Origin of the sequence: Vibrio methylphosphonaticus, assembly GCF_023634655.1 — a bacterium.
Classification (GTDB): Bacteria; Pseudomonadota; Gammaproteobacteria; order Enterobacterales; family Vibrionaceae; genus Vibrio; species Vibrio methylphosphonaticus.
This window is the reverse complement of the sequence record NZ_JAMKMS010000008.1, coordinates 156,748-183,654: the sequence shown is the minus strand read 5'-3', so window position 1 is coordinate 183,654 and position 26,907 is coordinate 156,748. Positions and strand designations below refer to the sequence as shown.

Genomic DNA, 26,907 nt, shown 5'->3' with positions numbered 1-26,907 from the left:
TATTAAACCGCCTTTTCTAGCAATGACTGAATGTCTAAAATCAAACCAGACTTTGACATTGCTGTGTACACTTCTTTATCAGAACCAGATTGAGAGTGAACAAATCTCAAGTCCTCACTATCAAGCGTATGCCACTGAGTCTGTTTGATTGATGATGCCCTCTTGCCCTTACTTGGCTTAGCCTCTTTTTTAGATTGTAACTGTTCAGGATTAGTGAGATGTTCATGTACCAGTGGCAGTAAGCTTATCCATGTCAAATCAGGATATTGATCAAATAGCTGTCGTATTACAGGAGCTAAAAGCGTTGAGTCAAACTCATCTTTTAGGGCCATATACACTCGCCGCTCTTCATCGGTTCTAAGCTGTTGATATGCAAACTCCTCTGGTGTCTGCTGAGCAGTTGTGGCTACCTGTTTTTGCAGCTCAAGCAACCTTTTATCAGTGTTGCTTAGTTTAAGATCTGAAAATTTAATCATTTCTTCAACGTCACCAGAACGCAGGGCTGCTAGCATTGGATGGACAGGTTTTAATTCATCCTCGTAAACCTGTTGCATTAATTTAGGCGTAATCCTTTCTACTTTTGTCGCGATTGCTCTCAACTGACACAAGACATATAGCTTAACCACAATATCTAGAACACCTTGGCTCAGGTCATACCATAGAGAACGAATGTCATCCGACAGCACCTCATCACGTTTTTGTAGCCATTGAAGAGTCCATAACTTATCCGTGAGCGCTTTCCACTCTCTTCCTTCTTCCATTGGATCCCAAAAAATCGCACCAAGACCAGAGCCTCGCCTTGCAGATCTCATATCAGCTTCAAATATCTCGCGAGCTCGTGGTGTTCCGACCAAAATAACAGGAAGACCAATGGTATTTACTAATGTCACAAAAAAATTGAGCATTTTCTCAGATCCACCAGAGCGAGAACGGCTAAGATGCTGTATTTCATCAATAATAAGAACACCTACTGCGTGAGTATTTGCAACTTGGGCCATTGCAGCCAAAAGTGTTTCAATACTGGGCCTTTTGCTCATCGAGTATTGTCTTTCGTAGTTGGATGTTCCTAATGCTCTATCCATCGCACGAAAAAAGTTCAAGCACAGCTCTTTAAGTGATCCATCATGGGAGCAGTCAATTTTTAGATAAACGACTTGCTCAAGATTTCTGTCAGGGTGGTAAATAACTTGAGGATATAACGACAAAAGCTGCTTGATCGCTGTTGTTTTGCCATTGCCGCTACATCCAATCAATGTCATGCTTTGGGCTGTAGAACAAACTTCCGTGAACTTTATCGCCTTCAAATCACCAGATAAAACACGCTCGTAACCATTTTGTATATGTCTTGCCCAATCACCTGTTTCGGGATTTCTTCCAACATAGCCACGCCGTATCATCAATGAAAGTCGTTCATGTAACTGTATGTGCTGACTGAGGGGCTGGAAAAAATCATCAATAACACGACAGATACTATGCGCTCTTTCAATGCCATTTCGATGAATATCTTCTGCGGTGCACCTTAACGAGCCCTTTAGAGCAATCGAATCGACCAGGAAACTATTTATCGGTGGTAGTGCTTCTATCAGCGGGTTATCTCGATAAGCTGAGAGTGTTGCACTTTGATAGACGGCAACTACACGATGATCTTGGCATTTTTTCATCAGTTATCATCCTCATCATCAAATAGCTCCGGTATGAAGTCAGGCAGTTGATAACTTTCCTCCTCTCCCTTTATAGGTATCACCAGCGCGACTTCTTCTTGTTTTGCCCTAGCGGGCTGTATTGCTAATTCCTTTCTCTCTTTCTCTCGCGCATTCCGTTTATTGTCTTTAATTTCATTTATCTTTTGCGCGTTGCTCAATGTACTGGTTTTACGATTCTTTTTAGCCTTCTTCAGTTTCTTTTCAAGAAGATCATCAAAATCCCGTTCTACTGGTGCAAATTGATAGTTAGCCTCAGCCAAACTCTGTTTTTGAGCCGCTTGACGTTCCCATACTTGATACCAAGTTAGATCACGGAACTCTCTACTTCGACTAGAAAGATCACAAACCCAAAATGTATTTTTTCCTTCTTCAGGAAAAAGATATATGTGATTAGCAGAACCAAGCTCATAAGCTGCAAATAGTTTTTTAGGTCTAGATACTTCCGAAGAGCGGTGCATCCATCCTATCTGAATAATTTCTTTTCCTGTGTAGGTTAATCCCCATAACTTTATGCCTAACTCGGATACAGTGACTTTTTGACGCGGTAACAGCAGTACCTTTGCAAGATCCGTATCAATGGCTCGTATACGTCCAGTACGATGTTGAAGCCCCCACTTCCAAAGTTCAATTGGGATCGAGGGAAGGTTTTCTGGCATATCAGGAGCACGATCGTACTTTTCTAAAGGTTTATTTAAGTTGTGAGCAAGTATTGAATAGAGCAATATCTCAACAAAGTCAGATCTCGCCACAGCAGCTTCAACTCTATAATCTTTTTCACCGTGCTTCTTAACCTTGTTACCAGTTACGACACCTGGCATATAGGGCTTGAACTTAGCCTGTAATGTGCCAAATGATCTCTCGACAATGCCTTTAGCATCGCCTCTTCGAGGTGGAGCACTTTCAAGTCGAACACCAATAGCATCAACCAAATAATTTGCTTGGTGGCTCATCAATTCACCGCGATCAGCTAGCAATACATCAGGAATACCTATGCATGGCCACTGTTCTTCTGAAATATCGATACCATATTTTGCGCAGGTTTCTACTTTGCTGCTAAAGCTGCATATCAGGGCTTTCATTGCAACGGGGAAAGATGGATTATCGAAACCAATATAAAAACCAGCAACCATTCGACTAAAAACATCAATGACCATATAAATCGTCGGCCGACCGATAACCTTGTCTGCATCGTCATCATCTACTAAGTAAATATCTGCAATGGTGGCATCAATCTCATATCGACTACCTGGGCCTAAAGCTTGCTCGGTTGCAGTTCCATGTAGTGGCCTAACATCTTTATTGTAATTGCCTTGAGGTGTTTGAACGGTAAGCTTTGTGACCTTGCTATACTCGGTTTTGTAGAAATATCTAAATTGGCGGAGTGTTGGAATTTCATGCTCTTCAGCATCTGGGTTCTTTAATTTATATGCTTTTGAAAACTTCCTATGTGCATAAGCAACGGAGTTCCCTTTATCATTCATCAAATATTTATCACAAATAATTCGGAACTGTTTTCTGATTTCTTCAGTGACTTGTTTGCCATCACCGACGCCGTAAACCCTAGACTTACCAGCTTTATTTGTTGTGAAGTTTCTTCTCTTTCCGGCAGCGCCTGAGTTTTTGTAATCTGGTATTAGAGCATTTTTTATTTGTCCACGCTGCCAATATCTCCGAACTAAACGATAGATGGTCGATTTTGTTTTATTTGAACTGGCAACCGCATGACTAAACCTTTTTGCTCGAACTCTTTTGTCAAACGCTCCTTCGCCATCTACGATAGGCTTAATCAAATCAAAGTCGTTGTGCCTTTCCTGATATACATTTGACTCTTTGCTCCAAGATTCTCCTTGAAGATATGAATAAGGGTCAGGAATTTTTTCTATACGCCCTTCATCGACCCAGTTGCGGCATTCATCAAAATAGACTCTTTCAGGTAAACCTTTATCCTCATCAATAGCGATCCAATAGAAGTAACTTGTCTCAGTAAAAAGCACGCGGTACGCCTTACCGTTAAACGCTAGAGTTTCGTTAACTGGCCACATTACGATGCCCCCCGAACAAAGATCCGCTTCTAAACGCAATTTCTTTAGCTTTCAAACTATAAAATGGTAAACGAATATCGAACGTAATAAGCCTTGCTGCACACATTAAACGAATATCATAAAGTGACTGACCAAGATCTTGCTGGTATGCCATGTCATACTCTTTACACAGTTCAACGACTTTTCTTTCTGGGTGTTGAACAAAATAAGCACCGATATGCCCAAAAGTAAGCGATAGCTCATCCGTTATTACTTCATCAAAGTATCCCTTAACCCCGTATAGCCACTCAATATTCGATACGACTGTTTTGTCTATCTCTTTATCTGTCACTAGGAACCAGGGGATTTTTTTGAGCTGCCAATAACGGCGTTCTATTTCAAGCTTTTCAATGGTTCTTGGGTCTTTTAAATCTTTGGAGTACTTTGCTTGAATAGCAAACTTAGGCTGGGTTTTAGAAGCTGTGTTAATCAAAAAATCTGAGGACATGACAAGGTTTATCCCTCCTTGCGAAGGGTGCCAAAGCTGACCTTCCTTGGAAATATTAAGAGTGTCATCCCTGTTGAGTGGAAACTGCTCACGAATGTCTGTTACGGCAGGGTTATGGTCTAGAAGTAGAAAGACTGCGAACTCAAGATCCGATAGTACATGATGAATTCGGCCAGTTAGGTGAGAGTAGACTCTCTGAGATCGGCCTTCTGAAGGAACCTCAGTAACATACAGCCACGGCTTATAGTTGGAAAGCCTTCCTGCACCTCGGCCTTCATTTATCCGCTTGATGATTTGTTTTTCAGTTAAAACGTACTTTGATTTTGCCATAACAAAAACCCGGTTAACTTTTAATCAGTTTAACCGGGTTTAAAAAGTTTTCAACTTTAGTGTTACAGTTTCAAACTTTAATGTCACAGTTTCAAACTTTAATGTCTACCGACACCCATTGTCGGCGGACAAAAAAGTTTGATCATAATTAGGGCTTTTTTCATACTGAAACAAGCCCTAATAGTTTAAGTTTGATCGTTTTTGTTCTGAGGCATTCCCTAGCAATCAAAATTTGAGACAATATAGTTTGTTCATTTTTGACTATTGACTTACTTCCACTCCAGCAGGGGCTGTTTTCTTCTTCAAATCTGATTTCATACCTTCACCAACACCATCTCGTCTAAAATCAAACATATTCATTTCAAAAGTGTTTATTGATACCTGATCATTACCGTGAACATGAGCAATTAAACGTTTATGAGCATCTTTGTAAGGGGCTTTAGCGTACGAGCCACCAAACTCACCAGAGTTAACCAGTGTAACGTGTTGGTACATATGGTAATGCAATGCCTCCACCATCGAATCAAATGTATTTACATCTTGGTTCAGAGCACTAATCATATATGCGTTAGATTTGTTTCTAAGATCTGAGCTTAAAGCAATATCAGTTGCGTCGTAACAAATAGAGCCAGTGATAACAAAACCTTTTTCATCTTTGAAAGCAGGATGAACAAGCTCTAGCATTAATTGGTATGGTCGCCACGGCTGAATCTTATCTTTTTCAAATGCCGTCATATTGTGCTTGCCTTGAAGACGCACTATCTCTCGCTGATTTGTATTATGCTTTGTCGGGATAATCCAAACAGCACAATTATTCGGCCCTTTAACGCCATCTTGATCAATAAAGCCAAGCCCTGAAAATATCATAGCTTTAGTTTTCTGAGAAAGTGCGATAAGTACATCTAGCTCATCATTATGAACAGCAAGCTCCGGCCAAATTATCAGGTCAGCATTTGGCTTTTTACTACCTATTTCAACCTGCTGTGCTTCAAGATGTTTCAAAACTAGCTCAGCCACCCTTGCTACGTGCCTACGATGCTTAGCACGATACTCCGGCTTATCAAGCATTAGACCAGCTTCACTAAAGTCTTTTAGAGCAGGTAGCTTAGACTGTACCATTACAACAGAAAGGGATTCTTTACCATCATTCCAGTCTAAAGCTTGCTTCTCAAGTAAACTTGGAATGCCAGACTGGGTGCAATAAGCCGCTTTTAATTCATGCAGTCGAGCATTAACTAACTGCTCAACAGCTGCTACCGACCAGTTTATAGGCCAATCGTAACCATGGTCATTAACTCGAATACCTGGCCACTTCAATAGCTTCGATAGTAATCCCGTTAACCAACCTGAAATTTGAGAACCAACTCCTGAGATAGACTCAGGACTTGTCATTAGTCCTAATTGCCGCTTATAGAAGCTAGAACGAATACCTCGATAGCCTGGTTTAGGTACAACACCCAAACCGAATGAGGTCCAATCTTGATTACCAACTAGTACTGCCCGAATAAACTCCCCTACGTTGCGTAACACTCGCACATCATCAGATACAGTGGAATTAAAATCATCCCAGGAAGAAAATAAATCACTGTTATCATTAAACTTAAGAGCCAGGTTTAGGTCTTTATCAAATACAGAAAATGCTACCGGAGAGCTAAAACCATCAAATTCGATTGTAGTTGCTGCAAGATCGATACTTTTCTCTCGATGCTTCGCAAGCACCTCATACTCACTCAAAACAGCTTGCAAGAGTTTCAAAGCCATTATTTCATTAGCGAACGGATTATCATCACGCAAGATAAGTCGAAGAATACTAACTTTCGTGCTGATCTTACTTAGAGGTTTGCTGTATGTCTTCGTTTCAAGGTTCAGCGGTGTAACCAATTCCTTTTTGATTTTATCTAATGTAGCCCAGCGATGCTTTACTCCTCTAGCATGGCGAATAAGAGCAACACTCAAAGCTCTATCTTGAACAAGAAGCAACTTAAGAGTACCAAACAGCAGGTCAATATCGTCATGGATTTTCTCAAGCAAACAGGAACAAGCTCTAATGCAGTCTTTGCTCATATTCGATACTTGATTTGCCATAATAATTGATACCGCTATATCTTGAGAGTTCCAATCATCTGGAAGTGTAATTTCCCTAAAGCCATGCGTTAACTTAGAGATGACATCAAACTTTGATTCTCCAACTTCATGCTCTAACACTGTATCTGCTCGGACAAGCATCAAAAACCTTGCTTGTTCAGAAAGTAAATTAAAAGATTGACCCAGAAGAACGCTATGTCCTGCTGCTGAGCTTTGCAATCTCTCAAAGTACGCATCTAAATCCGCATGCGCTGGAAATGCGAGAGAATCCTTTTTATGGATTACAGTAGCAGAATGGCGATAGACCTCTGCCAAACAATAGTTTGCCACCGCAACTTGCTTATCATCTTTTTCATCTAACAGCACTTCAAGCTGAACGAGTATTGGCTCTAATAGCTTGGTACTAGGGAACAATTCTAGCCCTTTCTTAAGTAAAAGCACTAAAGACGGGTCATAACTCCAGCAAGCTATAAATCTTCTAGCTATTCGCTCTTGAGAGTAGTCCCATTCTCCAGGTTGTAATACGCCATTTTCATCTGGTAATTGTGTGGCGAAATGTCGTTTCTCACGTAATACTTTAGATAATTTATTCGCAGCAAATCGTTTAAGCGTATCCTCTCGAACATCAAATCGAGTTGCCTCAATTGAGGCTAATCCATTGACTGTATAAGGATTCTTGCTTGCAGCTACAACGGATTCAGGTGGCGCTTGTAAGGATAGTAATGACTCTAGTTGTCCTAGCTGATTATCCGCTTCCTCCAAAGAAATAGGCCCACTTAGCCTACTTTGAATTTCATTCAAGTTTTTAGAAACACCAACCTTAAGACCATGAAAAACGACAACATTAGTTTTATTTGGCTGGATGGATAGCTTTAATTCTTTATATGAGTCTAATCCCTCAACCAACTCAACTACTTGTTTGGTTACTTGTTGAATACGGTCTAAACCATCGAATGATTTAGGTCCCACGATAACTAAACGTAAATCATCAACGTAGCGGCAGTAGTCAATCAGTCGCAACTGTTGGTCATCGCCAAACTCAGTACCAATTTTGCTATTAAATTCACTATCAAAACCCAGCATATAGAGGTTTGAAAGAAATCCTGAGGCCACTAACCCTTGAGGCAAGCCTTTAGGAGCAGTGGGAACCTTGTCCGATGCACATAAATTGGTGTATTGTTCTTTGGCCTCACTAGACCACTCCCAATCATTAAATGCCGCAAGCAGCTGGGTGAGTTTATCGTAGTCTTTCTCAGAGGATTTTCGTTTAATGAGCTTGTCAATTTGTTCAATTAACTTCTGACGACTAATCCCATCAAAAAATTTCTCTAAATCGAGTTCAATGATGTAAACCCTTTCATCAGGTGATATCTCACCTAACTGCTCAAGTGCAAAGTGATGTGGTCTGTCTAGAAAACGGCGATAATCGACAAAGTACTTGCTGTAGATAGTGGTTGACCCAAAACTATGTTGCGCATTGTCATCAGCATCGTAGGTGCAATATAGTCGATTGCCATAACTCACAACTCCTTGCTTATGCACATCCGTAAACTCGGAGCTTGGGTTGCCTTGTATAGTTTCAACTTTGTTTGCCAACCCCATCATCAGCAACGACAACATTGACTGTTCACGAATAGGGATATGAGCAAGCGGTCTCAGTTTAATTAGGCTTTGGGGAGGTTCTGGGGGAATGGTATCTTTCTCGCACTCAACGGGCTTTGGTTGCCATTTAATTATATGATTTCCATCGCTATCATCTTGGACAAACTCCCAAGCACAGGTCTTGGGAGCAGGCACTAATTCTAATGGTTTGAATACAACCTTATTGTTTAGCTCACCAGCCCAATTTTCACACTGTTCAACCAAGTTAAGAGCTGATAAATCTAATTCAAAATTATCCGCATACCAGTTAGTCGTCCGGATATATTGATGGCTTTTTTTCCAAGCCAACGCTAGGAGTAATGGATCACCTAAATGTTCATCTTTAAGTGATAACTCTTCATATTTTTTATCGATAACTGGCATACATACCCTTGGGTTCAAAAGGAGTTTATCCTCTTGATGACTAAATTTAATCTTGATTGAGAATCAAGCCCTAAGCACTCTTACTCTCTTCAACCACTGCATTCGCATTCACCTTGCGAATCACTCCAAACAGCTCCACGACGGTGCCTTCATCGAAGAAGCCGTAGGCGCTTTCGCCGTGGTTGTCAGTAAATGGTGGCTCGAAGAGTTGCGACATATCTAAGATGCCGTTGCTAACGAGGTAGTCAATCACTTGATCGACGAACTGAATTTGCTCGGCGTTATACGCCTCTTCATCAAGGAAACTACTGAATGCTTCTTTTGCTGCATTCATGTCTAAGCCGACAAGCTCGCGAATAAACGTACCTAAAGGCTTCTCTTGTAGGATTTTTTCGCGATACGTTTCCACATCACTCATACCGCTAGCTTCCAGTAACAAGCCTTCTAAAACATCCAAGTCCGCTTGGGTAATGGCTTTATTACGCTTTAGCTTTTGGATGGTTAATTGATCTTGGTGGTCTTGAATATAGAGCTCAATCTTCTTACGGTACTGTGCTAAATCAACGCTTGGATTCTTGTATACGTTTGTCACGTCATGGACACCTTGAACCTCGTCTTCGAAGTTGGTGTACACCATCTCTTTTTTATCTTTGTCCAAAGCAAACATCAGATTTCGCAACTTACGTCGTATCTCTTCTAGAGTGACTAAGTGGATATCTTGCCAAAACTCTTGGGTCTGGATGTCCTGAATCAGTTGTAGTTGCGCTTGTACTGCTGGAATAGTTGATTTGGCTTCTAGCTGCTCAGCGAACTCTACTACACGACCTCGGCTCGTCTCAGAAATCATACCTTTTTCTAAAAGGTCTAACTGCATGGTCAGCACAAGGCTGTCAAAGCGGTGTGATAGATGGTTAAGCTGCTCATCAGAGTTAAAAGCGTTTGCTTCCGTCGGTAGTTCTGAGATCTGACTCTCTAGCTCAGTAAACTTAGCGTCATCAATGTTATCCCAATGCTCACGCTCTAAAAATGGCTCTATCGCTCGACGCTTAGGTCTTACAATAACGTTATCGAGATTCATCCCACTGACAATGTGGTGCAACATATCCAGTTGGTAACGATTTAGCTCAGAATAGCGCTCGCAGTCTTCTGGGCTTTGCTCTCTGAACTCTTCATTATTCAACTTGCTGTTAAGCAATGTACTGAGTAGGACGCGCTTCTCGAATACCTGTTGAGTCACTGGTTTCGCCACTCCGACCGCAATACCTTCAGGGTTCGCATCGAAATACTCAAAGTTTTGACAATAATCGAAAACCTTAAATGTCTTCTTGTCATCATTCGGACCAAACAGGTCTTTACACAAACGTGTTCCACGTCCAATCATCTGGGTGAATTTCACTTTTGAGCGAACGACTTTAAAGAAAACAAGGTTCACGACTTCTGGCACATCAATACCGGTATCGAGCATGTCTACGGAGATTGCAATGCGACATGTAGGGTTCTTAGGGTCGAATTCGTCAATCTTGTTTTCGTCGCCGCTGAACTCATCGATAAGACTTTGTGCATAAGTCTCTTTGAAGGTGATCACTCGCGCCAACTTACCAGCCCACTTGGGATAGTTCTTATTGAACATTTTCTCAAGGAAAACCGCGTGATCATTGTTGGCTGCAAAGATAATGGTTTTACCGATAACATCACCACCTTCAACGTGGATACCGCCACGTTCGTCTTTACTCATCAACTGAGCAAACATCTTCTCGGCAGTGTCCTCGTTAAATAAGAATTTGTTGACCTCAGATGGCAATACTTCATCTCGATCTTCGAGTTCAGCTTTGTTTTCCCACTCTTCTTGCTCTTCAGGTGGTAAGTCTTTGTACTTAACGCCTTCACGTAAAAACTTGGTTGCCACAGAAATCTTAGTTGGTGGTACGAGGTAGCCTTGGTCATACGCTTTGTCGTCTTCATAAGCGTAGGTTGGCATCCCTTTTTGCAGGTCAAAAATGCCATAAGTATCTTTTTCAACTTCATCCTTTGGTGTAGCTGTTAACCCCACCAAGAAGCCATCAAAATACTCGAAGATTTGACGGTATTTCGAGTAAACAGAACGGTGCGCCTCATCGACCACAATCAAATCGAAATGACCGACACCAAACGGGCGTTCATCCGCACCTCTGTCTAGTAAGTTCTTCATGGTTGGATACGTCGAGAAATACAAACGACTGTCGATGTTATTCTTACTCTGACCTGAATCCAAAATAGAGCAGCTTACACGAGGAAGTAGCTTGACGAAGTTCTTCTTGGCTTGCGTGAGCAGCGCATTACGGTCGGCAAGGAACAGGATGTTCTTAACCCAATCGTTTTTCACCAGCAGGTCGACAAGACTAATCACGGTACGAGTTTTCCCCGTACCTGTCGCCATAACGAATAGTCCTTTACGCTCATTTTCTAGCCCAAAGTCCTGCAATAGTTTGGTGATGGCTGACTTTTGATAGTGGCGGTTGGTGATCTCGTTGTTAATAACAAGATTGCTGTTAGGCATACCACTTTTTTCAAAGAAAGGTTTGCGGTCGTTACGACGTTTCACCATAAGCTCAAGCTCGGCTTTGGTATAAAAGCCTTGAACTTGGCGTGGCGGGTAAAAATAGTCATCCCACAGATGCGTCTCATAACCATTGGAGTAGAAAATAACGGGGCGCACACCACATTGTTTTTCTAAACAGTCAGCGTAAAGTTTCGCTTGTTGTTGTCCATCCTCCGCAGGTCGCCCAGGTTTTTTCGCTTCAACAACGGCAAGGGCAGTGCCGTCATCGCCCCACAGCACATAATCGACTTTTCCGCCTCCATTGGGTGCACTTTTTGAAATAGGCATGCCTGTTACCGGATACTCACGGTCTCGCTTATGCTCGAGTTTCCAACCTGCTTCGTGTAGAAGTACATCGATAAGATAAGTTCGAGTTTCTGCCTCATTATAGTTGTGCGTATCCGTAACTTTTTTCGCACTTTGCTTGGCTTGCTTAATCTGCTCAAGTAAGGCTTGATTGGCAGCTTTAAGCGCTTCGTTTTCTTTTAGCTGCTTGAGGTAAGCTTCACGCTCAACTTTGTCTTCTTGCTCTAGCTGCTTCTCTAGCTCTTGAACCCTTTTGATACTGCTTAGCGCTTTGGTCGCCACTGTTGCATCAATAACCACTTGCTGAGGGATTAAGGTTTCGTCAAATGGCTGAACTAGAAACTGACTACGATTCAAATCTGGTGTATAGGTACGAATAAACCAATAAAGCACATGGTGCAGCTCTTTCACGGCTTGCAAAGCATCACGCTGTGGCAGTGTGGTTTTACTGTGTACCGCCTCGTTGCCCACCTTGATCACCAGTTTTAGCTTAGGAAATAGATTGGTGGTGAGGTTTTGCTTAAAGCCCTTGTCATGAATGAGCGACATTAAAGTTGCATCGTGGCGAGGACGGGCTAGCCAGTTATCGATATCAAATACGGTTTCAACCATTAACTCCAATGCATTACGAGCATAGAAACCGGCAATACGCGGATCGGCTTTGATATTGCTTTCCGCATTTTTGGCACGAGTTTGAATCTCGGCGCAACGCGTGGTGTATACATCGCTACCACCGTTAAGGGCAACATCCATAAAGCCGAAGTTGCTCGTTGAACCGTTAACCGTATCTGACATTGAATTTCCTTTTTACATCATTGTTCTTTTTAATATTCGTTATAGGTTTAGCTCGCCTTTAAAGGCTTTTTGCATCAGAGCATCAAACATTAACTCAGTTTCAACCACTTGTTCGTTTTGCTTTTTGACCTCTTTTTGTAGCTTCTTGTAGATTGTCGAAAAGTCACATTGTTCTGCATAGCTAGGAAAAGGAAGTTGAATAGATTCAAGTTTACTTTTACTTATCATCCCTTTCATAGAATTAGTTGAGGCGGACTGAATAATCTTTTTGGCTACTTTTAAAAGGACGTATAAAAACTCTGTGTCCAGTTTTTTGTCCATCGGTACTAGCGCATTAATTTGTTGATTAAACGCTACCTCTCTATCAGCTATAGCGATGTTACCAATGCAATCAGGACTTCCTGCAATACATGTCATTAATACTGAACCGGATTGAACTACTCTTCCGGCTTTCTTTCCATCTTCTGATAAGTATTCTTCTGCGACAGTAAGGTAATCTAAAGGAGTATTAATATTGCCAGATTTAATCCACTCAATATCAGAACCGTAATATTCGGGCTTTGCTCTTGATGGTGTGTTTCCAGTAACGATGCTTGCTAGCTCTGAGAGTGCTTTCATCTCCCACCCCTTCGGGTTCGTCACCGGGTCACCAAACATATCAATAAACACCGACTGAGCGAGGTTGCTTAGCTCTTGCTCCATTTGCTGGCAGTCTTTACGCAGTTGGTCGGATTTTTCTAGCACCGTGGCGATTTGCTTTTGGGTTTCTAGTGGGGGAAGTGGGATTTGTAGATTCTTCAATACATCAACGGTTATTCCTTTAACAGTAGCACCTTTACCCTGACGAACAATCTCTTCTGATTTTGATTGAATACATCGGAACAAATACTCAGTATCAACTACAGATTCATCTTTAATTATAAGTGCTTTAAGATCTTGATTGATTGCAATATCAACACTATTTATGGCTACTTTACCCAGAGCCATTCGAGTGGGTACTATCAAGTTCCCACTAGGAATGAGAGATGTAGCTGAGTTATCAATACCTTCTTGAGTTATGTAATCACTAGCACTATTGAGATCCGAACTTTTAAAATCTTTTACCGAGGCCCAAGGAATAGAACCATTCCAGTACTCAGGATTGGCTTTGCTGGGAGTACCTCCCCCTTTTATATCAACAAGAGTTGATAATGCTACACTGGACCAACTCACAGCAATTTCTCCAACTCAGCTACACCTTTTGCCATCTTCTCTTGCAGGGTTTTAATTCGCCCTAATATCTCTTTTGGCGAGTCGTATTGCACTTCCTCGTAAACCACTTCTTTGTAGCGGTTGATGCTTAGATCGTAGGCACTCTCTTGAGTTAACACATACTCTTCACCATCTTCTCCAGTGAAGCTTGTGTAGGTTTTCTCTTTGTATTTCTTTGGCTTCTTGCCTTCGTCTATTGCTTTTTGCTCTGCTTCTTTCGCAGCTTGTTCATCACGGGCACGCAAATCAGACAATTTCTCGACTACCTGATCAGCCTTTAGATCGGCCAGTGACACCATAAAGCTCTGTTCACTTTTCTTACGCTTAAACTCTGGACTATCGGCGTTCACAATGCCTTTATCATCGGTAAGAGTCTGGAAGCGCTCGATGATATCGGCAATATTGCTCTGTTCGTGGGTTGGCTTTTCACCCTCTTTGAATAACCGACTGCGCTTATCATCTAATGAGTAACCGTCGGCCTGCATGTCGTAAAACCAAACGTTGTCTGTGCCGCCACTGTTGGTCTTGGTGAAAATAAGAATGGCAGTGCTCACCCCAGCGTAAGGTTTAAACACTCCTGAGGGTAGTGAAATCACTGCTTCTAACTTCTGTTCTTCAACAATCTTTTTACGGATGGTTTTATGCGCCTTGGTTGAACCAAATAGAACACCATCCGGAATAATCACCGCCGCGCGGCCACCTGCTTTGAGCATGCGAAGAATCAAGGCCAAAAACAGCAATTCGGACTTTTCGGTTGGGCCTTTCTTTTTTACTTCAACTTGAATTTCGTTGCCGTCTTTATCTGTCTCTGTTTTGTATTTAGGTGCTGCCGTCTTTTTGAGCGGCGTTTTGCCGAGCGCACGAAGTAGATCAGGGGCAATAATGTCGAAATCAACGGAGCCTTTGAACGGCGGGTTGGCCAATATCAGGCTAAAGGCTTCAGAGATGTTGTCATCACCCATGTCTCTTAGGCTGTCACGATAGTGGACACTTGGGTTTTCAATCCCGTGCAGCAGCATGTTCATCGCACCAATGCGTAACATGTGTTTATCGAAATCGTACCCAGTAAACATACTGGTGTTGAAGTGCCTACGGTTATCTGGCTTGATAATCTCTTTTACATGGTGCTTTTCAACATATTCCAATGCGCCCATTAAGAAACCACACGTGCCTGATGATGGATCACAAATGGTGTCACCCACTTTTGGCTGTATTAGCTCTACCATCATCTCAATGATATTACGCGGAGTTCGGAACTGACCATTTACGCCCGATTGTTGCAGCTTACTCAACAGGTACTCGTACAGATCGCCTTTGGTGTCTTTATCGTTCATGTCGATATCGCTTAGTAGCTGTACGACCTGATCTAATAGCTTGGCTGACGGGATCATGAAAATCGCATCTTTCATGTGTTCAGCAAAGCTACCTTCATTTTGCAGCGTTTTGATTTTAGGAAAGACGCGATCACGAACGATTTCCATCATCACATCTGGATCTTTGTCTTTGAAACTACTCCAACGAAGGGCTTGCTCTTCAGGCGAGAAGGTTGGGTTATTTAGCGGTTGACGTGTTGCTTGGCTGCGGCGCTCAGCGGTCTTTTGCAGTTCATCTAAACGACGGATAAATAGTAGGTAGGAGATCTGCTCGATCACAGAGATTGGGTTAGCGACACCGCCGGTCCAAAACATTTCCCAAACTTGGTCGATCTGATTACGAATTTTGCCTGTTAGCATGGTGGTTCTCTTTAAGTAAAACTGTAGCCAAATAGCTTGGCCTATATTGCTTTTATTTTACTGCATCACCTTTGCTTAAACACTTACTTTCCTTGGTTATTGTGTCAATGCTCTCTTAACAGCTCTATCAAGAGCTTCTATCCACGCGGTTTCATACTCACTTTCGGTTCTCAAAACCGTTTCACCATCGACTTTTTTAGTTCTAGAAGGGTGCTTAATTTCAACCACTACTGAACAATGCTCTTCGTTTGCTTTGGCATCCCATCGAACGCCTTTCTCGGAGCAGGCTTTCATTACGTGAGCCAGCCCATCTTTGCCACTTTCAGAAAACCCAAATAATCTAGAGCCCAGACTATGTTTGTCGTTAATATCGCTAATATCTACCTCAATGATCACAAGAGGGGTTTGCCGGTAATAGAAATAGGCACAGTGAAAGGTTCGAGCCTCCTGAGTGAGCTTGTTCTTGAATATCAGAGAGGCGTTGTCTGGCTTTGGCATCGCCAAGCACTGTGTACCTTTGTGTTCATAATCAGGAAGCTTCATGAGCTTCTTGATAACCTTTTCAAAAAGTTGAAAGTTACCTGTGGGAGCGACTTCCTTTGGTGCCTCGGGATTAGTTGGATCATCACAATCACTGCGATTGATCGCCCAGTCTAGCTCTTGCGCCGATCCGTTTGCTGTTCCATGACCAACTCCAGAGGTATCAGGTTTTGGTTCTTCTGTGGTGTTAAGGTTGGGCGCTACCCTCGATAGTGTTTTTCCTGGGAAAACTGTCACATCATCTTCAGAGTCACAGACAAATCGGAAGCCTTCTTCACTGAAAACATCCCTTTTTCTATGACTACCTGGCGTAGCTTCAAAGTCCAACTGCGAATTTGGGTCTGTCCGGTTAATTTCTGGGCGCTTGCCGTTACTTGGCTCAACAGGAATAACATCGACTTTTTTGGGATGGTATATCGAGACTTTTTTTCCATAGTTAAAACTCGACGAGTAAACTGTCTTGATTTCTTCGACATGGAACAACATTGGGTCACTTTCATCATACTCACCAGCAAGCTTAAATCGCCAATTTTTAAGTGGCGGTGGTTCAAAGTTAAAGTTCCACTCCGTGTTTTCATCTTGTTGTAACTTGTTATAAATACTGCTGAAACTTCTTGTTGCCTCAGGGTTAAGCAACAACCACCTCAAGTGTTTGCATGCATCCTTTGAGTTCAAATTCTTTAAGGGGTAATCCGATGACCTGTTGAAACGGATAAAACACTCTTTTCCAGTGTCATCCACAACCGCCATCCCTAGTAGCCCGTTTGGCCTTAGAGCTGTGCGTGTTAGATGTACATTGTGTAAAAAGAGTGCTCGAGCGAGCTCTATACAAGGGACAACAGCCTTTAAGTTCCCCTCCCTTAAAATGATTGAATGCGATTGGCTTGAAGAGGATCTTTGAAAATTATCTGATATTTTCATGTCGATGATTTCACGTTTATGCGGAACGGTACGCTCTTTGTTTGAGTAGTGAGAGTTCACAACCAACATTGGTATCAGTTCCGCCGGAATACGACTTTTTGGGAAGCCTGAAAACTGAACGTTTATATAAGGCCGGACTTTGTTATTGAGAACGCGCTTGGTATGGATACTTCCAATGTTTATTAACGGGACATTTTCAGGAAAGTACCTCAGCTCTCTGCCAGGCTGGGATGTCCAGTCGGAGAATTTCCCGTGCAGGTTTCCTGCTACGCGTACGGCTGAGTCCAGCAAGTCGTTCAATCTCACACACAGGCCTTAAAATATCTTTATCATCAATAAGTTGAACCATAACACGACTTAGCCTTCTTGTTTGATACTCTTCTACAGATTCGCTATATCGATCAAAAAACAAACGACATAGGGGTAAGTTATGTATTTTTTTCTCCAACAGACTCTTACACCCGATTCTCGTTGAAAACCATGATTTCGAGTGACGCACATCGTATAGGTTTTCTTCTGTTATATTCTTTATAGCGATGAGTTTCTTAACTAATTCAAGGTCTCGAACATGCCAGTCCACTCGTTTGTTTTTATAATTTTTGATTGGCGGAGGCTTATGAGAATTAAGCCAATCTCGGTCATAACGATACAACCAGGAGTATAGTCGTGCCCCAAGAACAGTATCTCGAAGCTGTTTGAGCGAATATGTTCTTGGATATTTTCGCAGCAACATCAGCCACTTTGATCTTCGCGCATCTCTATTTTTTTGATTGTTTATATTCATTATTAAAGGCCTAGGTGAGTCCACTGTAGAAAGCTTGCTCGCCCTGTAAACCTCTTCAGCCACACTAACCGATTCTCTACCTAAAGAAAGCCATACTACAAAATGCTGCAAATAACTGAACATTCGTCTGTGTTTTCTAAACATCGCCGTGAGCCACGTGTTTTCTTTATAAATCTGTATACCTTGTTGCTGCATCCATCTGTCAGACCAAACATTTCTCACCAAACTAGCAATACCTTTATGATCAATTCTCGCGCCCTTCATAAACCCTTGTTCTCTCGCAAGGTTCTGGTAATACTGAGTCCATTGTTCCGGTGACACATAGCTCTGTTCAGAATTAAATAGCCATTCAACCATTTCGGCTAATTTTAATTCATTTGTATTAGCACACTCAGTTAACTGTTGTGCATCTTGATAACTATGACTCCCGACTAAACGGTGACGATGAGGTGAACTAATAGGTAGATGTGTATCAATCAGAGCGCACCGATGTTTAGGACAAGCCATCACGCCCGGAGATTGAAACAATCTTTGCCAATATGTAAAACCAAGAGTAGTAAGCTGCGATTGCCTACATTGAGGACAAATCTTATAATTCAATGGCCATTGAACCAATGAAGCTGGAATGCCTGCTCTTGTTACACTTGAGTTTGCACTAGAGTGGAGTAAATCAGTTTCTAGTGTGCTATAGCGCTGATTTGAAAGAAAAAGCCTAAACAATGGAAGGTGGGTATGCTGCTCTATGATTTTACTGGGGGAATAACACCAGACGTTACCCACATGTTCAATCAGTTGACCTAGATGTCCTTGCAAAAAAGGGGAAGGTACAATCTTTCTATTACCAAACAAAATGTCTAGTGCGACCTTATCATCTTTGACGCCCATCTGCTGAATGAACCGAGCGAGGACGCTCGTCAGCATTTCATCTCGTTGCGCTATTGGAAAGTGAGTCAACATAATTAATCCTAACCTGTACAGTAATCGTAGTTAAATATGGTTGAGAGCACCCTAGATCATAAGTAAGGGGTAATATCTAAGATCAGCCCCTCATTTTTCAAGTGACGGTAAGTCGACATCGGTTCATCACTTCTAAGAAGACGAAGATCGTTATCAATATAATTGGGTTCTAATTTGGTGACCTTGGATTTTGTGGATTTATTTTTGGTCACTGGCTTATCTTCTAGTGATTTTATATGAGCAACCAACCCAAACAAATCTTCATGAGGTTTTTCATCGATAGCTTGCTGCGCAACTAACTTAGCGACATCATCACCTAATCCCATGCGAATTAGCATATCAGTTAACTCAACGAATTTATCAGTAGATATCTCCCCCACATCTTCCGCCTCACTTAACTGTTTGTCACCAATTTGCCCAATGATACGGATTGTATCGGCAGGTAGATCCAAGTCAGCATACTTGATGATTTCTTCTTTTCGGCCGCTTTGGAGCGCTCTTATCATCGGATGAATGATCGACAACTCTTCATTAAACACATCCTTAACTAACTTGAGTGTAATCGCTTCCTTTCCTGCAACTACCGCTCTTGCTTGGCAAAGATAGAACAATGAAACAACCACATGAGCAACACCTTGGGTGAGCTCCCAAAATAACTCTTTCATAGGTGTAGTCGCCGGGGTTGGTGATTGAAACCACTGCAATTTCCACATTCTATTGAAAAAGCGATCCCATTCACTTTCGTCAGTTGTATTTGATAGATGATCAAATCGATTCCAATTTAAACTACCAAACTGAGCAGCACGCCGAGCAGACCTTAGCGTAGGAGAAAAAAGTTCAAGAGCTTTTGGAGTACCGATAAACAACACTGGCACTTTGATTACGTTAGTGAGCGTAACGAAGAAATTAAGTAATTTGGCCGCACCACCGGAGCGCGCTGCATTGAGATGTTGGATTTCATCTATGACCAAGATACCAATAGAATGAAGGGCGCATACTCTGGCTATATCACCCAACATAGACTCTGCCGATGATCTCGACTTAACGTAGAGCATTTCGTAGTCGCTTCCAATCGCATCGTCTACCGCTCGAAAAAAGTGAATACATAGGCTCTTTGCCGAACCATCATGAGGGCAATCAATCTTTAGCCATACCAACTGTGTATGCTGATATTCTGGATGATAGATGGCCTGATGCTTATATGAATCTAAGATCGCTTGTACCGCGGTAGTTTTACCTGTTCCAGAGCAACCAATGACAGTCGTTGCCAACGCTGCGCTACCCGCATTTCTTGATGCCACAGAAAAGTCGACATTGTCGACATCTAAAAGGTTACGCTGATAGTCAGTTGATGCGATGTTTCGACCAAGATATCCTCGACGAATCATCCCAGAAATCATCTGTTCCAGTTGTAGGTGAGCTTTTGTCGGGTATAAAAAGCCATCAAGTATTCGCATCATCGCATGGCGACGGATATATCCAGGTAAGGTTTTTTCCGAATCTCGCACTTTAGGATAACGATTTAATTCTTTGGCCGTATTCTGAGGTGAGTTCAATAAAGGTAGCGCATTGATCAAAGGCTGATCTCGATAATCTTCAATTTCAGCTGCTACGTATTCCGCATGATGAATCTTAATCATCGGCATCTCCTAGAAAATCATCCAGTGACGGGTATTCAATGCTTTCTGAATTGTGCCCCGTTTGAATATCAATGACTTCAGCACTACTTTGCACCGACTCAGGCTTGAGATTAACTGAGGTATTGTCTCGCTCCAATTCCCTCTCTTCATCTCGATTACCCTTAATTCCGGCCAATCTTTGTGAGTCCGTCAATTTAGGCGTATTTGCCTTTTTGTCACGCTCTCGTTTAGCGATACTCTCCATCGTTTCCTGTAGGTCAGGAGCCTCAAAATCCTTATCTTGATTCGCTGAAGCCTCTGCAACTTTAGAAGACTTGAGAATACCCGCAGCATCCACGAAACTCATTCCTTTGTATCGACGGCTACGATCTGAAAGCTCACATATCCAATAGGATTGATAGCTGTTATCGGGCCTCAGATAAACAACATCGGTTCGACGCGGGTCAAAAGCCACTTCAACTTTCTTTGGCCTTGTATGCTTAAATCGGTCAAACCAACCTTCAGCCATCGCTTCACGGCAAGTGTATTTCAGCCCTTTGAAACCAATACCGACCTCCGATACTGTTCCTTTTTCAGTGGGTAACAAGTTCACCTCAACCATCTCTTTACTGCATGCTCTCAATTTACCGGTGCGATTTTTGATTCCCCAGTTCCAAAGCTGAATTGGGACTGCGGGTAAGTCATCAGGCATATCTTCGGCAAAATCATAATCTTTAACTACGTGCCTAGTGTTGTAGTTGATAATGATGTGAATCACTGTCTCAGTGAATGCAGGCAAGGTTAATTCTGCGTCTAGCTCATATCTGCGTCCCAAGCGTTTCTTACCGTTTACTGGCTCGACAATACCACCGACATAAGGTCTGAATTTTGTTTGAAGAGTATTGAAATAGCGCTCCACACCGCCTTTATCATCCCCTCTGTAGGAGCGCGAGTTACTCAATTGAATGTTAAATGCATTAACAAGGACGTCAGCTTGCCTATGCAAAAGCTCACCTTTATCCGCCATGATAGACGCAGGAATACCAATAGAGGGCCACATACTAGAATCGATTTCTATTCCATAGCTCCGGCAATACTCTGTTTTATCAAGAAAGGCGTTAGACATGGCCATCATCGCCGCAACCCATGATGGATTTTCCAAACCAACGTACAGCCCTGTAACCATACGACTAAATACATCTTTAACCACGTAAACCACTGGCCTGCCAATGATTTTATTCGGATCTTTCTCAGACACTAAATAGAGATCCGCAATCGTTGCATCAATCTCATATCGCCCCCCTGGTCCGATATTCATAAAGGCTGATGTGCTTGTTAGCGCTCGAATATCCTTGTCGTATGCTTTGGATGGTGTTCTTAGTCTTACTACATCATGCTTCTTGTAGTTAGATTCATAAAAATAGCGAAATTGGCGAAGAGTCGGAATGGAAGTCTTATCAGAGTCGGGATATCGAGATTTATACAAGCCAATTGCTTTATCTTTGGCGTCTTTGATAGAGAACTTATCGTTTTGAATAAAGAAGCCATCAATTGCTAGACTGAAAATTTCTGCGACATCATCGGTAATGATTGCACCTACTCCCCCAGCAGTTGTTCGCTTCCGCCCGAGCTTATTGCCCACGTCACGCCTAGATTTACCTTTCCCGCCAGACTTATGATAATCAGGCAGTAATGCATTTGGCGTCATCCCTCTTTGCCAATATCGACGAAGTTGACGAATCAAGTAAATCCGAGGTTTTCCTGTCACTTCAACTGCGTTTCTAATTAGACGGTTGCGCGACGACTTATCAAATAATTCACTGTGGTCTGTTAGTAGAATTTTAAGCAGCGTATAGGCTTCATCTCGCTTGAGAGCTTGTGCACCGTCGAGATCAACATGAGAGAAAGTAAAAGGTTCACTGATGCACTCTATCGTTTGTGCTGCGATCAGCTCATGCAACTCAGAGGTTGGCATAAGTATGGGCCAAGCCGATTCATCATCGATACTGATCAACCAGATGAACTCTAACGTTTCGTACACCACACGTATTCGCTCGGTTGAATCTGTGTATTGATAGACTTGATTAAGAAGCATTGCCGACCTCCAAATCTCTATTACCACTAATTAAGAATTCGACATCTTCGCACTTCCACTCAGTAAACGGAGCTTCAAGTGATGCTTTTAAATATTGATTGGCGATACCATAGCGAAATATTCCGATATGAGTGCCTTCCTCTAATTGATATTGATCATCCAATTTTGCACAATGTCGGGCTACATAAGCTTTGGGTTGCTTCGCGAGTCTAGCAGCAAGATCAATGACATCTTGCTTGGAGAATGGGTATTCGACTCCAGTATCTATATCGATAAGTGGTTTTATCCACTTCAGGTTCATTTTGAGTTCGTTGGAGACTTCTTGATCGGTAAAAATGGGACAGGGTACTTTTATTGCTTCCCAGTACGCTTTCTCTATTTGAAGCTTTTCGACAATGCGTTTGTCATCAAGCTTTACGGCGGGTTTCACGGGGATCGCTAACTGGGAACCATCGGAAAAATCGATGAGTAAGTCCGTTGTCACTATTTTAAGCACGCCCTTTTCTTGAGGGTGGCGAATACCTAGCTGGCGGCAAATAATCAAAGAGTCAGCAAGAGGAATAGGAAACTGCTCTCGAATGTCGATGACCTCTTCACACCAATCGAACACCAAAAATGCGGCAAGCTCATTTCCAGAGAAAAAGTGATGAACTCGGCCAACAGTGGCACTTTTAACACGAACGCTTTCGCCAGAGCTGCTGAACTCTCCGACTTTAATGAAAGGAACATAGTCCTTTCCCGTCCCTTCGCCTCGTTTTTCATCTAAACGCTTTTGGTCTTTCTTATTGAGTGGCTTATCTGCATCTGACATAAAAAAACCTCCGACTAAGCTAAACTTAGCAGGAGGTTAAAAAACAATCAATCTTTATTGTATATGATCAGTCTTTATTGTAACTGATCAAACTTTATTGTCTTCCGACACCCATGTGTCTAAAGACGACGTGCCTATTCCACCGTTACCGCTTTCGCAAGGTTACGAGGTTGGTCAACATCGGTGCCTTTAATTAGTGCTACATGGTAAGACAACAGCTGCATTGGTACGGTGTAATAGATAGGAGCGATGATGTCATCAACATGAGGCATCTTGATGATCTTCATATTTTCATCCCCTTCGAAGCCCGCTTTTTCATCGGCGAAGACATACAGTAAGCCGCCACGTGCTCGCACTTCTTCGATATTCGATTTTAGTTTCTCGAGAAGCTCATTCGTCGGAGCAACCACAACTACTGGCATATCAGCATCAATCAACGCTAACGGGCCATGTTTTAGTTCACCGGCTGCATAGGCTTCAGCGTGAATGTAGGAAATCTCTTTCAGTTTCAGAGACGCTTCCATTGCAATTGGGTAGAACTCACCGCGACCAAGGAATAAGGTGTGGTGCTTGTCTGCAAAATCAGGAGCCAGTGCTTCGATTTCTTTATCAAATGCGAGGGCTTTTTCGATATGAGCAGGAAGCGAATGCAGTGACTTCACAATTTCTTCTTCACGCTCTGCAGTCATGCGACCTTGCAAACGGCCAATAGACACAACCATCATAAGCATCGCTGCCAATTGGGTGGTAAATGCTTTTGTTGATGCGACGCCAATCTCTGTTCCTGCACGTGTCATGAAGGCAAAATCAGATTCACGAACTAGCGATGAGCCTGCGACGTTACAAATGGTCATAGCACCCATGTAACCTTTTTCCTTCGCAAGGCGAAGCGCAGCAAGTGTATCTGCGGTTTCGCCTGACTGAGATAACGTAACCAACAAGCTATTTGGACGAACCACAAAGTCACGGTAGCGGAATTCAGAAGCAATCTCTACGTCACAACTTACACCAGCAATAGACTCAAACCAATAACGAGCTGCCATGCCAGAGTTGTACGAAGTGCCACATGCGATGATTTGAACATGTTCAACTTTCTTCAGAATATCAACGGCATTGATACCAATGCTTTCCGTGACGACCGCTTTGTCAGTCAAACGACCTTCCATTGTGCTAATAAGAGCCGCTGGCTGTTCGAAGATCTCTTTTTGCATAAAGTGGCGATATTTACCTTTATCACCGGCGTCGTGTTCAGCGTTTGATTCTGTGATCTCACGCTCAACTGGCTGTCCGTCAACGTCCAGTACTTTTACCTCACGGCGAGTGATCTCAGCGACATCGCCTTCTTCAAGGTACATGAAACGACGAGTTACACTCAGTAGCGCCAGTTGGTCTGAAGCAAGGAAGTTTTCACCAACACCGAAACCAATAACAATTGGGCTACCTGAACGTGCAGCAACAATGCGGCTTGGGTCTTTACGATCAACAACAACAGTGCCGTATGCACCATCCAGTTGAGCAGCGGTTTTTTGCAAAGCTTCAACTAACGTATCAGACGTACGGCGCTCCCACTCAACAAGGTGAGCGATAACTTCAGTATCCGTTTGAGATTGAAACACATAGCCACGCTCTTGCAGCACACTACGTAGTTCTTCATGGTTTTCAATAATACCGTTGTGCACGACCGCAATATCACCTGATACGTGTGGATGCGCATTCGCTTCTGAAGGTTCACCATGTGTTGCCCAACGTGTATGAGCGATACCTGTACCACCAATCACATCTTGTGCACTTACAGCATCAGAAAGCTCCTGAACTTTACCTAAACGACGCACACGCGTCAGTTCTGAGCTTTCGTTGACTACAGCAACACCCGCTGAGTCATAGCCGCGATACTCAAGGCGACGAAGACCTTCAACCAAAATTTCAGCGACATCACGTTGCGCTACCGCACCTACGATTCCACACATAGTATTTCTCCATTTATTATCTTTTCCTCCTATGAATGCAAGCAAGTCATTAGCTAGGAGGGTAAATTTGATTTAGGCGCAGATTACCTTCACGCCATTAGATTCGATTTGTTGTTTTTGTTGAAGTGATAGGCCACTGTCTGTGACTAAGACATCAATGGCATCCCACGCAAGCTCTAAGTTAGGTATCTTTCGACCAATCTTTTCAGACTCAATCATGACAATGACTTCTCGCGCGACTTCCGCCATCACATTGCTCAATCCAGTCAACTCATTAAATGTGGTGGTTCCACGAGTCAGGTCCACGCCATCTGCACCAATGAACAATTGATCAAAGTCATACGATCGTAGTACCGACTCCGCCACTTTGCCTTGAAATGAATCTGAATGACTGTCCCAGGTTCCCCCGGTCATCAATAATGTTGATTCGTTTTCTAGTTCATTGACGGCATTGGCTAGCGCCAGTGAGTTCGTCATAATAACGAGCCCCTTCTTACTCCCTAAGCAAGACACCAATGCACCAGTGGTACTGCCGCAATCAATAACGATACGGTTGTGATCTCTAATCAAGTCAACGGCAGCTTTAGCAATGCCTTCTTTATCCGCAATATCTTCAAAAGAATGATTAAGCACTTCATCAACCGCTTCTTGTGGCAGCGCTACTGCTCCACCGTACCGTCTCAGGAGCTGACCATTATTCTCCAAAGAAGTGAGATCCTTTCGAATCGTAACTTCTGAGGTATCAAATAGCGCAGACAGCTCTTCTACACTGACCTGCCCTTTTTCTTTGACAAGCTGTGCGATTGAATGGCGCCTTACTTGCGTGTTTCGCTTTCGCATTAGTTTCACTTCAAAACTTATTAACTGAATTGATTATTTCACAACGGAAGATAATTGGCAAACTCGCATAGTAATAAACGGCTATTTATCTGATAAAGTCTCACTTTAATTACAAATAGTCGATTTAATCTCAATTACGAAACGAAACATGTGGCTTGTATTAGTTGTGATTAGGTTAGGTTTTCGGCGATCCAACCCCGCTGAAAGAAACACAGTCAAGAGACACGGCCAAGAGAAAAAAATGTTACTCATAATGATACGAATAGAAGGCACGAAAGCGTGACTTGAAAGTAGGCTTTAATTTTAGAGGCGATGATGAAGTTCACGAGATCAAGAAGAAATTAACGAGTTCAAGAAAGAAGGAAGCACGCCGTAACATGATAAAACGGTAGGTGGAACAAAGAATAGCGGTTGATATAAACCGCCATTCTTTGTATGCAAATAGATATGAGTAGACGCGTTGTTTAAAGAGCCAAGGCTATAATAGAGGATTATCCCGACACAGCGTACTTACCAGCTCGGTAATGGCAAGGATTAGCGTTGACTTGACCCGCTGATAGTGACGTTCAAGATACATTTTCAGCATCACGGGATCCATCCCTTCCGCCATCTTGGCGTCATATTCAATCGGCATCATTTTCTGAATGGCGGTGACTTTATTTAGCTCAAAGATAACATCAACTTCCGTGAAGTTAACGTTATTGTCCTGAATCTTAGTCCACTCTCGAAGCGTAACAAAGATATCGATATCATCGTACACTTCTTTTGAAATAACGCCCAATCCTAGCAACAGTTTAGCTCGAACTAGAATGTTACCTAACGGACCATCTCCGCTCAACAGTGGGTCAACCACATACTTCACAGCGTAATCATCTTTATGAAAAATACTGTTGATTAGCGCATCAAGGGTATCGTCTATGGCATCGTAAGCCGCCATCAGACACTCACTCGCATCTTTCGCTTCAGACAACGCTTCTAATAGTTCGGTTTCGTTAGGTGGATGTAACGGCATAAATTCTCTTAAAACGAACGGTGCCA

Annotated in this window: 15 protein-coding genes; all 15 read right to left on the bottom strand. The window is 42.6% G+C overall.

From position 1 onward, the window contains the following. Window positions 1-2: 2 nt before the first annotated feature. The 15 genes from M9196_RS11630 to M9196_RS11560 all read right to left on the bottom strand — a co-directional run bounded on the left by M9196_RS11630 (window position 3) and on the right by M9196_RS11560 (window position 26,881). A complete protein-coding gene (locus M9196_RS11630) occupies window positions 3-1,661 on the bottom strand; it encodes an AAA family ATPase (RefSeq protein WP_248368452.1) in 1,659 nt (552 codons plus the stop codon). Beyond that, window positions 1,661-3,745, bottom strand: a complete 2,085-nt coding sequence (locus M9196_RS11625) for a transposase (RefSeq protein ID WP_237304592.1) — start codon at window positions 3,743-3,745, stop codon at window positions 1,661-1,663. Before M9196_RS11625 ends, M9196_RS11630 begins: the two co-directional genes overlap by 1 nt. Then, window positions 3,732-4,562: a TnsA endonuclease N-terminal domain-containing protein gene (locus M9196_RS11620; RefSeq protein WP_237304593.1), complete on the bottom strand. Its 831-nt coding sequence runs from the start codon at window positions 4,560-4,562 to the stop codon at window positions 3,732-3,734. Before M9196_RS11620 ends, M9196_RS11625 begins: the two co-directional genes overlap by 14 nt. 261 nt (window positions 4,563-4,823) lie before the next feature. Next, a complete protein-coding gene (locus M9196_RS11615; RefSeq protein ID WP_250617712.1) occupies window positions 4,824-8,672 on the bottom strand; it encodes an RNA-directed DNA polymerase in 3,849 nt (1,282 codons plus the stop codon). Window positions 8,673-8,742: 70 nt separating this feature from the next. Continuing rightward, window positions 8,743-12,351, bottom strand: coding sequence for a DEAD/DEAH box helicase family protein (locus tag M9196_RS11610; RefSeq protein ID WP_250617711.1), 3,609 nt, complete (start codon window positions 12,349-12,351; stop codon window positions 8,743-8,745). Window positions 12,352-12,390: 39 nt separating this feature from the next. Beyond that, the gene (locus M9196_RS23625; RefSeq protein WP_250617710.1) at window positions 12,391-13,563 is read right to left on the bottom strand and encodes a restriction endonuclease subunit S; all 1,173 of its coding nucleotides are present in this window, start codon (window positions 13,561-13,563) and stop codon (window positions 12,391-12,393) included. Further along, window positions 13,560-15,335 carry a type I restriction-modification system subunit M gene (locus tag M9196_RS11600; RefSeq protein ID WP_250617709.1) on the bottom strand — a complete coding sequence of 592 codons (1,776 nt, stop codon included), beginning with the start codon at window positions 15,333-15,335 and terminating at the stop codon, window positions 13,560-13,562. Before M9196_RS11600 ends, M9196_RS23625 begins: the two co-directional genes overlap by 4 nt. Before the next feature lie 96 nt (window positions 15,336-15,431). Then, a complete protein-coding gene (locus tag M9196_RS11595; protein WP_250617708.1) occupies window positions 15,432-16,511 on the bottom strand; it encodes a hypothetical protein in 1,080 nt (359 codons plus the stop codon). 481 nt (window positions 16,512-16,992) lie between these two features. Beyond that, a complete protein-coding gene (locus tag M9196_RS11590) occupies window positions 16,993-18,537 on the bottom strand; it encodes a TnsD family Tn7-like transposition protein (RefSeq protein WP_250617707.1) in 1,545 nt (514 codons plus the stop codon). Window positions 18,538-18,593: 56 nt separating this feature from the next. Then, window positions 18,594-20,177, bottom strand: coding sequence for an ATP-binding protein (locus M9196_RS11585; protein WP_250617706.1), 1,584 nt, complete (start codon window positions 20,175-20,177; stop codon window positions 18,594-18,596). Next, a complete protein-coding gene (locus M9196_RS11580) occupies window positions 20,170-22,251 on the bottom strand; it encodes a Mu transposase C-terminal domain-containing protein (protein WP_250617705.1) in 2,082 nt (693 codons plus the stop codon). Before M9196_RS11580 ends, M9196_RS11585 begins: the two co-directional genes overlap by 8 nt. Beyond that, window positions 22,241-23,062 carry a TnsA endonuclease N-terminal domain-containing protein gene (locus tag M9196_RS11575; RefSeq protein WP_250617704.1) on the bottom strand — a complete coding sequence of 274 codons (822 nt, stop codon included), beginning with the start codon at window positions 23,060-23,062 and terminating at the stop codon, window positions 22,241-22,243. The genes M9196_RS11580 and M9196_RS11575 overlap by 11 nt, the downstream gene beginning before the upstream one ends. Window positions 23,063-23,196: 134 nt before the next feature. Further along, complete coding sequence (glmS, locus tag M9196_RS11570) at window positions 23,197-25,029, bottom strand: glutamine--fructose-6-phosphate transaminase (isomerizing) (RefSeq protein WP_250617703.1); 1,833 nt, start codon at window positions 25,027-25,029, stop codon at window positions 23,197-23,199. A 72-nt stretch (window positions 25,030-25,101) separates the two neighbouring features. Further along, on the bottom strand, window positions 25,102-25,869 hold the full coding sequence (locus M9196_RS11565; protein WP_250617702.1) for a DeoR/GlpR family DNA-binding transcription regulator: 768 nt from the start codon (window positions 25,867-25,869) through the stop codon (window positions 25,102-25,104). A 478-nt stretch (window positions 25,870-26,347) separates the two neighbouring features. Next, a complete protein-coding gene (locus tag M9196_RS11560; protein WP_250617701.1) occupies window positions 26,348-26,881 on the bottom strand; it encodes an MltR family transcriptional regulator in 534 nt (177 codons plus the stop codon). Between the last annotated feature and the right edge of the window lie 26 nt (window positions 26,882-26,907).